This window comes from Methylobacterium oryzae (genome assembly GCF_021398735.1).
In the GTDB taxonomy this organism is placed as follows: domain Bacteria; phylum Pseudomonadota; class Alphaproteobacteria; order Rhizobiales; family Beijerinckiaceae; genus Methylobacterium.
In genome coordinates this window covers 4,940,035-4,953,418 of the sequence record NZ_CP090349.1, presented here as the reverse complement: position 1 = coordinate 4,953,418, position 13,384 = coordinate 4,940,035, and the positions used below count along the sequence as shown (strand labels likewise).

At 71.4% G+C, this 13,384-nt stretch carries 13 protein-coding genes; 10 read left to right on the top strand and 3 right to left on the bottom strand.

Going from position 1 to position 13,384, the window contains the following annotated elements; genetic code table 11:
• Window positions 1–92: 92 nt before the first annotated feature.
• Entirely contained in the window at window positions 93–878 is a 786-nt protein-coding gene (locus LXM90_RS23755) for an RNA methyltransferase (protein ID WP_020091378.1), read from the top strand.
• Here the strand turns inward: LXM90_RS23755 and LXM90_RS23750 are convergent, their stop codons facing one another.
• A complete protein-coding gene (locus LXM90_RS23750; protein ID WP_020091379.1) occupies window positions 879–1,064 on the bottom strand; it encodes a hypothetical protein in 186 nt (61 codons plus the stop codon).
• A gap of 127 nt (window positions 1,065–1,191) precedes the next feature.
• Between LXM90_RS23750 and ccmA the strand changes: the two genes are divergently transcribed.
• The 6 genes from ccmA to LXM90_RS23720 all read left to right on the top strand — a co-directional run bounded on the left by ccmA (window position 1,192) and on the right by LXM90_RS23720 (window position 7,183).
• Complete coding sequence (gene ccmA / locus LXM90_RS23745) at window positions 1,192–1,830, top strand: heme ABC exporter ATP-binding protein CcmA (RefSeq protein ID WP_020091380.1); 639 nt, start codon at window positions 1,192–1,194, stop codon at window positions 1,828–1,830.
• A complete protein-coding gene (ccmB, locus tag LXM90_RS23740; RefSeq protein ID WP_026604658.1) occupies window positions 1,827–2,495 on the top strand; it encodes a heme exporter protein CcmB in 669 nt (222 codons plus the stop codon). The genes ccmA and ccmB overlap by 4 nt, the downstream gene beginning before the upstream one ends.
• A 311-nt stretch (window positions 2,496–2,806) precedes the next feature.
• The gene (rpsT, locus tag LXM90_RS23735) at window positions 2,807–3,073 is read left to right on the top strand and encodes a 30S ribosomal protein S20 (protein WP_007561677.1); all 267 of its coding nucleotides are present in this window, start codon (window positions 2,807–2,809) and stop codon (window positions 3,071–3,073) included.
• A 489-nt stretch (window positions 3,074–3,562) separates the two neighbouring features.
• Window positions 3,563–5,059 (top strand): chromosomal replication initiator protein DnaA, encoded by a 1,497-nt coding sequence (gene dnaA / locus LXM90_RS23730; RefSeq protein WP_020091382.1) that lies wholly within the window; start codon window positions 3,563–3,565, stop codon window positions 5,057–5,059.
• 279 nt (window positions 5,060–5,338) lie between these two features.
• A complete protein-coding gene (locus LXM90_RS23725) occupies window positions 5,339–6,547 on the top strand; it encodes an acetyl-CoA C-acetyltransferase (RefSeq protein ID WP_234081147.1) in 1,209 nt (402 codons plus the stop codon).
• Window positions 6,548–6,667: 120 nt separating this feature from the next.
• Window positions 6,668–7,183, top strand: coding sequence for a hypothetical protein (locus tag LXM90_RS23720; RefSeq protein WP_020091384.1), 516 nt, complete (start codon window positions 6,668–6,670; stop codon window positions 7,181–7,183).
• A gap of 30 nt (window positions 7,184–7,213) precedes the next feature.
• Here the strand turns inward: LXM90_RS23720 and LXM90_RS23715 are convergent, their stop codons facing one another.
• Entirely contained in the window at window positions 7,214–7,993 is a 780-nt protein-coding gene (locus tag LXM90_RS23715) for an EAL domain-containing protein (RefSeq protein ID WP_020091385.1), read from the bottom strand.
• Between the two features lie 113 nt (window positions 7,994–8,106).
• Between LXM90_RS23715 and LXM90_RS23710 the strand changes: the two genes are divergently transcribed.
• Window positions 8,107–10,308 carry a 3-hydroxyacyl-CoA dehydrogenase NAD-binding domain-containing protein gene (locus LXM90_RS23710; protein WP_020091386.1) on the top strand — a complete coding sequence of 734 codons (2,202 nt, stop codon included), beginning with the start codon at window positions 8,107–8,109 and terminating at the stop codon, window positions 10,306–10,308.
• On the opposite strand, the gene LXM90_RS23705 is transcribed toward LXM90_RS23710, so the two are convergent.
• A complete protein-coding gene (locus LXM90_RS23705) occupies window positions 10,278–11,240 on the bottom strand; it encodes a LysR substrate-binding domain-containing protein (protein ID WP_234081146.1) in 963 nt (320 codons plus the stop codon). The two genes, LXM90_RS23710 and LXM90_RS23705, sit on opposite strands and share 31 nt — an antisense overlap.
• Before the next feature lie 185 nt (window positions 11,241–11,425).
• Between LXM90_RS23705 and LXM90_RS23700 the strand changes: the two genes are divergently transcribed.
• A complete protein-coding gene (locus tag LXM90_RS23700) occupies window positions 11,426–12,310 on the top strand; it encodes an amino acid ABC transporter substrate-binding protein (protein WP_020091388.1) in 885 nt (294 codons plus the stop codon).
• Between the two features lie 15 nt (window positions 12,311–12,325).
• Window positions 12,326–13,384 (top strand): GntG family PLP-dependent aldolase, encoded by a 1,059-nt coding sequence (locus tag LXM90_RS23695; RefSeq protein WP_020091389.1) that lies wholly within the window; start codon window positions 12,326–12,328, stop codon window positions 13,382–13,384.

Below are 13,384 nucleotides of genomic sequence, written 5' to 3'. Positions count from 1 at the left end.
CCCTTCCGGCGACGGAAGGCGCTCGCTGTCATCCGGGCGGCATCGTCACTCGGCCCTCGACGGGTGCGGGCCCGCCGTGCCAGACGGCCGCCATGACGAGCCGAGACGCACAGGGCGACGCCCCCGAGGTTTTCCCGAGGAAGGTCACCGAACTGCCGCCCGGGATCGCCCCCGCGGTGATCCTGGTGGAGCCGCAGCTCGCCGAGAACATCGGCATGACCGCCCGTGCCATGGCGAATTTCGGCCTCTCGGAGCTGCGCCTCGTCAACCCGAAGAACGGCTGGCCCAAGAAGGGCGTGCGCGAGGCGGCCTCGGGCGCGACGCACGTCCTGGACGCGGCCACGATCTACGGCAGCGTCGCCGACGCCATCGCCGACTGCCGGTACGTGCTGGCGACCACGGCGCGGGAGCGCGGGCAGATGAAGCGGGTCTTCGCGCCCGAGGAGGCCATGGGCGAGCTCGCGGCCCGTGAGGGCCAGCGCACCGCGGTGATGTTCGGCCGCGAGCGGGTCGGCCTCACCAACGACGAGGTGTCGCTCGCCGATGCGATCGTCACCTTCCCGGTCTCCCCGGACTTTCCCTCGCTCAACCTCGCCCAGGCGGTGCTGCTGGTCGGCTACGCGTGGCGGCAGGCGAACGGCCGGGCGCGCCTGCCCTTCACGGGCGAACTCCTGTCGCCGCCGGCGACCCGCGAGGCGCTGATCGCGCTGTTCGGAAGCCTGGAGGCGGCGCTCGACGGGGCCGGCTTCTACCCGCCGGAGAAGAAGGAGATCATCGCCCGCAACATGCGCGACATGCTTCACCGCATGTGCCTGACCGAGCAGGATGTGCGGACGTTTCGCGGGGCGCTGCGGGCCCTGGCGCGGAAGGGCGGCTGATCAGCCGGAGGCCGGCTTCATCTCCGGCGGCTTGCCGCCGCCGAAGCAGCGGCCGACCGCCTCCCAGAACGCCGTCTGCTCCTCGGGGGTGCACTGCGCCATGCGCGCCTCGACCTTGGCGCGTCCGGCCACCGCGTCGGGCGTCGCGGCGACCTCGGTCTCGCTCGGGTTTCTCGCCTCGGCCATGGGCAATCCTCCGTTGCAGAACGAAAGCGCAGCTGGGCCGTGCGGTTCCGTTCCGCGGCGCAATCGGGCATGGAGTCGGCGATTGGCCGAGCGGCCGCGCGGTGGCGGGACGAGGGCGGGGTATCGGGTGCGGCTCAGCGTGGACAATCTGGCCTGCCGCCGCTCCGGCCGCCGCATCTTCGCCAATCTGTCCTTCGCCCTCGGACCCGGCGACGCCCTGGCGATCACCGGGCGGAACGGCGCGGGCAAGTCGAGCCTCCTCGCCATCCTGTCGGGCCGGCTGCGGGCCGATGCCGGGCGGGTCGACGTCTCCGACGTCGGCGAGGCGAGCCTGCCCGAGTGCCTCCACGCGGTCGGCCACCGCGACGGGCTGAAGAGCTCGCTCACGGCGGGCGAGAACCTCCTGTTCGCCCAGCGGCTCCTGGGCGCGCCGCGCCTGGACCCGCGCGCCGCGCTGGTGCGGCTCGGCCTCGGCCACGCGCACGACCTGCCGGTGGCCTATCTGTCGGCGGGCCAGCGGCGGCGCGTGGCCCTGGCGCGGCTCCTCGTCTGCGCCCGTCCGCTCTGGCTCCTGGACGAGCCGACCGCCGCCCTCGACACGGCCTCGCAGGCGGTGCTCGCCGAGCTGATGGAGGGCCATCGGGCCGGCGGCGGGCTCGTGATCGCCGCCACCCACCAGTCGCTCGGCCTCGCCCGCGCGGCGGAGCTGCGCATCGAGACCGCTGCCGCGGCGCCGGTCGCGGACGTGCTGGAGGAGTGGGCGTGATTCGCGCGGTCATCGCCCTCGTCGCCCGCGACCTGCGCCTCGCCGGCCGGGTCGGCGGTTCCGGCGCCCTGTCGCTGGTCTTCTTCCTGATGATCGTCGCGCTGGTGCCCTTCGCCCTCGGGCCCGATCTCAACCTGCTGTCGCGGATCGGCCCGGCGATCCTGTGGCTCGCCGCCGTTCTGGCGACGCTGATCGGCCTCGACCGCCTGTTCCAGGCCGACGAGGAGGACGGCTCCCTCGACCTGATGACCGCCGCGCCGGTGCCCCTCGAGCTTGTGGTGCTCGGCAAGGTCGCGGCGCACTGGCTGACCACGGGCCTGCCGCTCGCCCTGGCCGCGCCGCTCTTCGGGCTGCTGGTGGCCCTCGACGGCACCGCCATGGGCGCGACGTCCCTGACGCTGCTCGCCGGCACCCCGGCCCTGAGCTTCATCGGCGCGGTGGGCGCGGCGCTCACCGCCTCGATTCGCCGGGGCGGCCTGATCCTGGCCGTGCTGGTCCTGCCGCTGATGATCCCGACGCTGATCTTCGGCGTCTCGGCCGCGCAGGCGGCGAGCGGCGGCACGGTGCCGTTCCTCGTGCCGCTGGCGGTGCTGGCGGCGCTGACGCTGATCGCCGCCGTGGTCGGGACGCTGGCGGCGGCGGCGGCCCTGCGCTGGCCCGAATAGCCGGAGCGCTCCTGCGAGAGCCGGCCGGCGCCCGTCATCGTCGCGGCGATGCGGCCTCCCGCGATCCGACGTCTTCGGGGAGGTCTGCCGGATGCGTCTCGGCGCCCGGACTGAGGCCGAGGCCCGCGATCCGGTTTCGCCTCCGAGCGCGTTGACGCGCGGCGCCCCCCTGACTATAGAAGCCGCTTCGCCGAGGGGCCGCGCTTTCGCGCGCGTTGCGTCTCGGCCATCGCCAGACAACCTGACGCGACGACCGATTTCCGGCACAGCCGGCCCGTCGGCATCGCCCGACGAGAAACACGAGGACGTACATGGCCAACACCGCTTCGGCCAAGAAGATGACCCGCAAGATCGCCAAGCGCACGGCGATTAACCGCTCACGCCGCTCGCGCATGCGGACCTTCGTCCGCAAGGTCGAGGAGGCCATCGCCACCGGTAACCAGCAGGACGCGCTGGCCGCCCTCCGCGCCGCCGAGCCCGAGATGATGCGCGCCGCCCAGCACGGCATCGTTCACAAGAACAACGCCTCGCGGAAGGTCTCGCGCCTTGCCGCCCGCGTGAAGGCGCTCGCCGCCTAAGACGCCACGCACCACCGAGACGGTCTCGAGCCCGGCCTTCGCGCCGGGCTTTTTCGTGCGCGCTGTCCGGATCGGGCCGCGCGCTGCCGGCGGCGCCATGAGTCGAAAGCGTTAACCCTATCCAAGAATCGGCACGATTGCGGTTCCCGGAAACGGCGTGTAACTTAACAGAAACTGACAGCGGACAAGCAAAACACGACGATTTCGGGACTCCAGCGAATCGATCTGATTCGCCAAGACTCTAGCCGCCGTGTTCAGCTCCCGCCGGAACACTTGCGAATGGGAATCGGCGCCGTCCCCACAAGTCCCACTGTTAAAGGAACCGTAGGTAATTGTTGATAGGCTCTCCCAATCGGCAAAAGTTCCTCGCGGTGGGGTTGACTCCGTCCAGAGGACTCTGTCCCGCCCGTTCTTGCGGGACGCTGAGGGCGTAATTCGTGCGTACGCGCCGCCTGCGGGATTCCGTGGGCAGCGTCGGGAGAGCCAGTGATGCGTGTCGACGGAACGGTGGCGAGCGACGACGACGGGGGCCGCAACGGCGGCGGCAACACGGATTACGGGTCTGCCTGGGCCCGGGTGAAGCGCCGGCTGCGGGCCGAACTCGGCGAGGACGTGTTCGCCAGCTGGTTCGCCCGGCTGGAGCTGGAGGCCGTGGCCGGCGGAACGGCCCGCCTGACGGTCCCGACCCGCTTCCTCAAGAGCTGGATCGAGTCGCACTACCTCGACCGCGTCCTCAACACCTTCAAGGCCGAGGTCGAGGAGATCGCGCGGATCGAGGTCGGCGTGCGCGGGACCGGGGCGCCGGTCCGTCCGGTCGCCGTCGGAGCCGCGAAGGCAGGCCCGGTCAGCGGCCCGCTCGCCCGCCTCCACGCGACCAGCGCGCCGATGCCGGTCGCCGCGGTCGCGCCGACGCCCGAGGCGCGCGGCGCCGAGGCCGGCGGTGACCTGAGCGGCACGCCGCTCGACGCGCGGCTGACCTTCGCGAGCTTCGTGATCGGGCGCTCGAACGCGCTGGCGCACGCCGCCGCCGAGCGGGTCGCCAACCATCAGGGGGAGGGCGCGCTCTACAACCCGCTCTACCTCCACGCGGGCGTCGGGCTGGGCAAGACACACCTGCTGCACGGGATCGGCCACGCCGCCCGCGAGGCCGGCCGCCGGGTGATCTACCTGACCGCCGACCGCTTCATGTACGGTTTCGTCAACGCCCTGAAGACGCAGTCGGCGCTCGCCTACAAGGAGCGGCTTCGCGGAATCGACCTTCTGATCCTCGACGACGTCCAGTTCATCCAGGGCAAGTCGATCCAGGCCGAGTTCGGCCACACGATCAACGCGCTCATCGATGCCGGCCGTCAGGTCGTCGTCGCCTCCGACCGGCCCCCGACCGAGCTCGAGGCCCTGGACGAGCGGGTGCGCTCGCGGCTCGGCGGTGGCCTCGTGGTCGAGATCACGGCCCTCGACGAGGCTTTGCGCGTCTCGATCCTGTCGGCACGCCTCGCCGCCGTGCGGGCCGCGCATCCGGGCTTCGACGTCTCGCCGCAGGTGGCGGCCTACGTGGCCCGCGCGATCACCGCCAACGGCCGCGACCTCGAGGGCGCGGTCAACCGCCTGCTGGCCCACGCCACGCTCACCGGCACCGCCGTGACGATGGAGACGGCCGAGAGCGCGATCCGCGACCTCGTGAAGAACCGCGAGCCGAAGCGGATCAAGATCGAGGACATCCAGAAGCTGGTCGCCTCGCGCTACAACGTCTCGCGGTCCGACATCCTGTCGGAACGGCGCACCGCCGCGGTGGTGAAGCCGCGCCAGATCGCCATGTACCTGTCGAAGGTCCTGACGCTGCGCTCGCTGCCGGAGATCGGCCGCCGCTTCGGAGGCCGCGACCACACCACGGTGCTGCACGCCGTGCGCAAGATCGAGAAGCAGATCGGCGAAGATTCGGTGCTCGGCGACGAGGTCGAGCTGCTGAAGCGGATGCTTCAGGACTAGTCGAACGCGCGAGATTTCCCGCATCGCATCCGGGCTGAGTTTGCTCTTTCAGGAGCAGGTTCGATCCGGGCGGGCGCGGGGACGGCCGGGCACCCGGCTGATCTGGCCGAGCCCGGACGAGCACGACCAAACCACCCCCGCTGTCACGCGCCCTTCGCCGGCTCCCCGCTATCGGGGCTGGCCGAGGGCGCGCGCGCCGTGGCAGACTGGCGCGAACCGAGACGGCCCTGTAAGGCCGCGTCGCCGACCGGCGAAGATCGACGCCCCGGGGGAGTGCTGATGACGGACGCCTTCATCTACGACCACGTTCGCACGCCGCGCGGGCGCGGCAAGGCGGACGGCTCCCTCCACGAAGTCACCGCCCTGCGGCTTGCCGAGACGGCGCTCCGCGCCCTCAAGGACCGCAACGGACTCGATACCGGCCTCGTCGACGACGTGGTGCTGGGCTGCGTCGATCCGGTGGGCGAGGCGGGGGGCGACATCGCCCGCGCCGCCGCCCTCGTGGCGGATTACGGCGCGCACGTGCCGGGCGTGCAGATCAACCGCTTCTGCGCCTCCGGCCTCGACGCGGTGAACTTCGCCGCCGCGCAGGTCATGAGCGGCCAGCACGAGATGGCGGTGGGCGGCGGCGTCGAATCGATGAGTCGCATCGGCATCGGCGCCTCGGGCGGCGCCTGGCCGGTCGACCCGGCGATCGCCATCAAGTCCTACTTCATGCCGCAGGGCGTCTCGGCCGACCTGATCGCCACCAAGTACGGCTTCACGCGGGACGATTGCGACGCCTACGCGGTCCGCTCTCAGGAGCGCGCGGCGAAATCCTGGGGTGAGGGGCTGTTCGACCGCTCGGTGGTGCCGGTCCGCGACGTGAACGGCATCACGCTGCTCGACCGCGACGAGCACATGCGTCCAGGCACCGACATGCAGTCGCTCGCCGCGCTGAAGGCGTCGTTCGTGCAGATGGGCCAGATGGGCGGCTTCGACGCCGTCGCGACGGACGCGCATCCGGACGTGGAGAGCGTGGAGCACGTCCATCACGCCGGCAACTCCTCCGGCATCGTCGACGGCGCCGCCGCCGTGCTGATCGGTTCTAGCGCTGCCGGCGAGGCTGCGGGCCTGCGCCCGCGCGGCCGGATCCGCGCCTTCGCCAATATCGGGTCCGACCCGGCCCTGATGCTCACCGGGCCGGTGGACGTCACCCGCAAGGTCCTGGCGAAGTCGGGCCTGAGCCTGTCGGACATCGACCTGTTCGAGGTCAACGAGGCCTTCGCGGCCGTGGTCCTGCGCTTCTGCCAGGCCTTTGACCTAGACCCGGAGGCGGTCAACGTGAATGGCGGGGCCATCGCCCTCGGCCACCCGCTCGGCGCCACCGGCGCGATGATCCTCGGAACCGCGCTCGACGAGCTGGAGCGGACCGGGAAGGAGCGCGCGCTGGTCACTCTGTGTATCGGCGCCGGCATGGGCACCGCGACCATCATCGAGCGGGTGTGAATCCCCGCGCGCCCGGGAGCGGCGCCGCGCCGCTCCCCAAAGTCCGGGAACGCTGCTAGAGGCGCGGGCGACGCTCGGCCCTTTCGCGGTCCGGACGATAAAACAACGGGAGACAAGCCCTTGAACCGCCTGATTGCGACGCTCTGTCTGGGCGTCACCCTGAGCCTGCCGGTGGCCGCCCGCGCCGATGACGCGGCGGACCGCGTGGCCGCGGCCACCAACCTCGTCAACAAGACCCTGATCAAGAACCTCCAGACCGGGTTCAACGTCGCCCTGGAGAAGACCGTCGCGCCGATGCCGGAGGCCCGCGCCGAGGCCGTGCGCAAGGAGCTGCTGGACGAGTTCGAGAAGCAGCGGACCCTCATGGTCCAGGGGCTCTCGAAGGACTACGCCGAGAAATTCAGCCTCGCCGAGCTCAAGCACCTCGACGAGATCTACTCGGACCCGACCTACCTCAAGTTCCAGACGATGAACGCCGACCCCAACTCGTCGGTCACGGCGATCTCGCAGAACTCCGTCACCAAGCTGCTCAACATGCTGGCGGTGGCCGCGGCGACCGACAACGGACCGAAGCCCGGCGCCCCGCCGGTGCCGACGGTTCCGCCGGCCGCGGCTCCGGCCCCGGCGCCGAAGTAGGCGATGAGCGCCGCGCGCGTCGGTCCGGCGTCAGGCCGCGCGCGCGGCCACCATGGGGGTGAAGCCCGCGACCGGGGGCAGCCCCTCCAGGAGGGGCTTGGCGAAGTGGTAGCCCTGGACGAGCGTGATCCCGATGCTGCGCAGGGCGTCGAGCTCCGCCGCGGTCTCCACGCCCTCGGCGAGCACCGCCACGTCGAGGGCTCGGGCGATTGCGACCACGCCCGAGACGATGGCGTAGCGCCCGGCGTCGCTGTCGAGGCCGCGCAGCACGTCCATGTCGATCTTGATCAGGTCGGGGCGGAAATTGGCGAGCAGGCTCAGGCCCGCGAAGCCGGCGCCGAAATCGTCGAGCGCCGTCAGGAACCCCTGCTTCCGGTAGGCGGCGACGATGCCCTTGACGTGATCGATGTCTCGGAAGCGCTCCTGCTCGGTGAACTCGAACATGATCCGCCGGTGTGCGAAGTCGATGCGCCGCGCCGCCTCGAGCGAGGCGCGGATGCAGGCATTCGGCTCGTAGACCGCGTTGGGCATGAAGTTGATCGACAGCCGCGTGGCGCTGTCGCGGGGAAACAGCGTGCCGGCGAGCTCGATCGCCTTGACGCGGGCGGCCTGGTCGAACTGGTAGCGGGTCTCGTCGGTCACCCGGTCGAGGATCGTGTAGGCCGGCTCACCCTTCGGGCCGCGCACCAGCGCCTCGTAGGCCCAGACGCTGCCGTCCGCGAGGTCGAGGATCGGCTGGAACGCCATCGTGAAGTCGAAGTCGAGCTTGGTGCCGGCGCGACAGGCGCGGCAGCCGGAATCCTTCGTCATGTGCGGCTTTCGGTGAGTGACCCCGGCCGGCAGACAATGGCCGGACGCGCTCAACACAACCTTAATGCAAGTGCGCCGGCGGATCGTCGGCGGAACCCAGGGAGGACGGCACCGTGACGCTGACCGATTTCCGCTTCGAGACCGATCCCGACGGCGTCGCTCTGGCGACCTGGGACATGCCCGGCCGCTCGATGAACGTGATCACCGAAGGTGTGATGGACCAGCTCGAGCAGATTATCGAGCAGGTCGCGTCCGACCCGGCGATCAAGGGCTGCGTCATCGCCACCGGCAAGGACAATTTCTCCGGCGGCGCCGATCTCACCATGCTCCAGGGCCTGGGCCGGGCCTACGAGCAGCTGAAGGCCGAGCAGGGCGAGGAAGTGGCGATGCGCCACTTCTTCGAGGCCTCCCGACGCCTGTCGCTGCTGTTCCGGCGGCTGGAGACCTGCGGCAAGCCCTTCGCGGCGGCGATTCAGGGCCTGTGCCTGGGCGGCGCCTTCGAGCTGGCGCTGTCGTGCCATCACCGCGTCGCCTCCGACGACGGGAAGACCCGGGTCGGCCTGCCGGAGATCAAGGTCGGCCTGTTCCCGGGCGGCGGCGGCACGCAGCGGGTCGCCCGCCTGATGCAGACCGGCGACGCCCTGCAGATGCTGTTCAAGGGCGAGCAGATCCGCGCGCCCATGGCCAAGGGCATGGGGCTGATCCACGCGGTGGCGCCGCAGGCCGAGATCGTGGAGCGCGCCAAGGCCTGGATCCGCGAGGGCGGCTCGGCTGTGGCGCCCTGGGATGTGCCGAAGTTCAAAGCGCCGTCCGGCAAGGTTTACTCGCCCGCCGGCATGATGATCTGGCCGCCGGCCAACGCCATCTACCGGCGCGAGACCCACGACAACTACCCGGCTGCCAAGGCGATCCTGGCCTCCGTCTACGAGGGCCTTCAGCTGCCGATGGACCTCGCCCTGCGGGTCGAGAGCCGGTACTTCGCGCATATCCTGCGCTCGACCGAGGCGGCGGCGATGATCCGCACGCTGTTCATCTCCATGGGCGAGCTGAACAAGGGTGCGCGCCGCCCGAAGGACGTGCCGGCCACGAACCTGCGCAAGGTCGGCGTGATCGGCGCCGGCTTCATGGGCGCGGGCGTCGCCTACGTCACCGCCCAGGCCGGGATCGAGGTGGTGCTGGTCGACCAGTCGGTCGAGGCGGCCGAGAAGGGCAAGGCCTACGCCCACACGCTCATCACCGGCCAGATCAACAAGGGCCGCGCCAAGACCGCCGACCGGGAGGCGCTGCTCGGCCGGATCCAGGCCACGGCGGATTACGGCGCCCTCGCGGAGTGCGACCTCGTGATCGAGGCCGTCTTCGAGGATCCGCGGGTGAAGGCCGAGGTGATCCAGAAGGTCGAGGCGGTGATCCGCCCCGACGCGATCTTCGCGTCCAACACCTCGACCCTGCCGATCACCGGCCTGGCCAAGGCGTCGCAGCGGCCCGCGCAGTTCGTCGGCATCCACTTCTTCTCGCCCGTGGAGAAGATGATGCTCGTCGAGATCATCAAGGGCGAGGCGACCGGGGACGCGGCGCTCGCCACCGCTCTCGACTACGTGCGGCTGATCAAGAAGACCCCGATCGTCGTCAACGACGCCCGCGGCTTCTTCGCCAACCGCTGCGTCGGCGCCTACATCCTCGAAGGCCACAAGATGCTCTTCGAGGGCGTGCCGCCGGCGATGATCGAGAGCGCCGGCCGCCAGGCGGGCATGCCGGTCGGGCCGCTGTCGCTCAACGACGAGGTCGCCCTCGACCTCGTGCTCAAGATCGCCAAGGCCACCGAGGCGCAGGTCGGGCAGGGCGCCGTCGACCCGGCGCAGAAGGCGGTCCTCGCCGAGATGGTCGAGAACCAGGGCCGGCTCGGCCGCAAGAACCGCAAGGGCTTCTACGACTATCCCGAGGGCGCGCCGAAGCGCCTCTGGCCCGGCCTGAAGGACCTGCAGCCGAACCGCCTCGACCCCGACGCCGTCGACTTCACCGAGCTGAAGCAGCGGCTCCTGGTGGTCCAGGCGCTGGAGGCCGCCCGCACGGTCGGCGAGGGCGTGGTCACCGATCCGCGCGAGGCCGATGTCGGCTCGATCCTCGGTTTCGGCTTCGCGCCGTTCACCGGCGGGACCCTGTCGTACATCGACTTCATGGGCGCGGCGGCCTTCGTCGACCTCGCGCGGGCGCTCGAGGCCAAGCACGGGCCCCGTTTCCACGTGCCCGACAACCTGGCCGCGATGGCCGAGCGCGGGGGCACCTTCTACGCCGGCGCCGAGAAGCGCGCCGCCTGAGCGACGTCGGCCGGACGCCCGCCCGCGGCGTCCGGCAGCTGGGCGAGCTCCTCCAGCAGGACCGTCCGCGCGCAGGCGCCGAAGGCCCGCATCAGCCGCCCCCGGGCGTGGTCCGGGGGGAACAGCAGCGCGAAGTGCACCGGGAGCGCGGGGGCGAAGGGACGGATCGCGATCGGCGAGACCTTCGCCTCCTCGTGGGCGGCCAGCGGGTTCATGACGCTGACCCCGAGCCCGGCCGAGACGAGGGTGCAGATCGAGGCGCCGAGGCCGGCCTCGGCGGTGATGGTCAGGCCGATGCCGGCGGCCTCGAAGACGGCCTCGGTCCGGTCGCGCAGGGCGCTCCCGAGCGACGCGGCGACGAAGGGCACGCCCTGAAAATCCGCGGGCGCGAGCGATTCCCGCGCGGCGAGGGCGTGGTCCCGCGGCAGGACGGCGACGCAGGCGCGCGTCTCGACATGCTCGGCGCGCGCCTCCGGGGCGTCGCCGTACAGCATCGTCAGCGCGGCGTCGCAGGAGCCGGTGGCGAGCCAGTGGTTCACGGTCTCGTCGTCGCCGGAATGGATCGCCACGATCACGTCCGGATGCGCGGCGCGGAAGCGCACGACCGCGCGCGCGAGGAGCCCGCCCGCCAGTCGGGGCATCGCGGCCACCCGCAGCCGCTCCGCCCCGAAGGCGCGGATGCGCGCGGCCGCCGATTCCAGGCTCGTGAGGCCCACGAAGGCGCGCTCGACCTCCGCGTGGAACCGCGTCCCGTCGAGGGAGGGCACGACCCGGCTCCCGCTCCGGTCGAACAGGGGCAGGCCGGTGATCGCCTCCAGCTGCGCGATCAGGCGGCTGACCTGTGGCTGCGAGGTGTGGAGCCGGCGGCTCGCCTCGGTCATGGACCCGGTGGCCACCACGGCCCGGAAGGCCTCGATGTGCCGGAAGGTCATGCGCCGCTCGGCCATATCAGATCCGTATGCTCGGCAGGTGAATCGGCATTGGACGCACGCGCGCGGCCGCTCCTAGGATCAGTCGGCAAAGCTTCGGGCCGACTCCCCGTCGGGGCGGCCGGGCGCTGCGCCAGTTCAGACATAGCGAGGGGGTTCGGATCGTGTCGAGGACGCTGCCGCTTCTGTTGGCCACTCTGTGCTGGGCCGGCCTCGCCGCGCCGTCGGTCGCCGAGGGGCGCCTCGACAAGATCCGCGCGACCGGACAGATCAGCCTCGGCTTCCCGGACGCGTCGCCGCCCTTCGGCTTCCTCGACCAGAACGCCAAGCCGGTCGGCTATTCGCTGGAGATATGCGAACACGTCGCGCAGAAGCTCAAGGCCGCGCTCGGCCTGCCCAGGCTCGAGGTGCGCCACGTGCCGGTGATGTCGGCGACCCGGATCCCGCTGATCAACAACGGCACGATCGACCTGGAATGCGGCACCGCCAGCAACCTGCCCGAGCGGCACAAGCTGGTCTCGTTCGCGCCGACCACCTTCGTGGCGCAGGTGGTGCTGGTGGCCAAGAAGGACACGCCGGTGGATGTCGACGACATCGCCTCGTTCCGCGGCAAGGCCATCTCGGCGCAGGCCGGCGGCGAGACCCAGCGCGTCGCCACCCGGATCAACGTCCGCGACAAGCTCGACATCCAGGTGATGCCGGCCAAGGACACCGCCGAGGTGTTCCTGCTCGTGGAGACCGGCCGCGCGGCGGGCGCCATCAACGACGACGCCCTGGCCCACGCCACGGTTGCGGGGGCCAAGCGGCCGGCGGATTACAAGATCGGCACCAAGGGCCTGGAATTCGCGCCCTACGGGATCCTGGAGCCGAAGGACGACGCGGCCTTCAAGGCTGCGGTCGACAAGGCGGTGGTCGAGCTGATCCAGGACGGGACCGTGGCGCGCCTCTACGGCAAGTATTTCGAGCAGCCGATCCCGCCGAAAGGTATCAACTTGGAGTTGCCGATGAGCGACGTGCTCAAGCGGGCCCTGGCCAACCCCACCGATTCCGGTGACGAGGCGGCCTACCGGTAGGGCGGCGAGACCGACATGCGAGACGATCACGGCGAAGCCACGGACGCGCCGTCCGCGGTCGACCTGCGGAGCGACACCGTCACGCGGCCGACCGAGGCGATGTACGCCCGGATGCGGTCGGCGCCGCTGGGCGACGACGGGCTCGACGCTGACCCGACCGCCCGCGCGCTGGAGGAGACCGCCGCCGCGATGCTCGGCAAGGCGGCGGCCCTGTTCGTGCCGAGTTGCACGATGGGCAATCTGCTGGCGATCCTGGCCCAGGTTCAGCGCAGCGAGCAGGTCCTGCTCGAGGCCCAGGCCCACATGCTCCACACCGAGCGCGGCGCCGCCACCCTGACCGGGGCGTTCCTGGACGGGATCGCCGGGACCGACGGTGCCATGGATCTCGACCGGCTCGAGGACGCCCTCCGGCCGGGCGCGAGCCCGCTGTCGACGGCCATGATCGCGCTGGAGACCTCGCACAACGCCGCCGGCGGCACCGTGCTGCCGCCGGACCATATGGCCGCGGTGGCGGAAATCGCCCGCGCGCGCGGCATAAAGGTCCATCTCGACGGGGCCCGCCTGTTCAATGCCGCCACCCATCTCGGGGTCGCGTCGGCGGACCTCGCGGCCCATGTCGATACTGTGTCTCTGTGCCTCTCGAAGGGCCTCAGCGCCCCGGTCGGCGCCGTGCTCGCCGGCGACGGACCGGTGATCGCGGCGGCACGGCGCCTGCGGAAGATGATCGGCGGAACGCAGCGGCAGGTCGGGATCGTGGCCGCCGCCGGGCTGGAGGCGATCACCGTCATGGGCGCGCGCCTCGTCGAGGACCACGACCGGGCCCGGCAGCTGAGCGCCGGGCTGAACGCCGTGCCGCGCCTCGCGGCGAACCTGCCGCAGACCAACATCGTGCAGGTCGACCTCTCTCGGACCGGGCGGGACAGCGCGCGCTGGGTCGCGGATCTCGACGCGGCCGGCATCCGCACGCGCCCGCTCGGCCCGCGGCGGCTGCGGCTCGTCACGCACCGGCACATCGCGGCGGCCGACATCGACCGCGCCGTCGCGGCCTTCCGCGCCTGCCTCGACGCGGCCTGA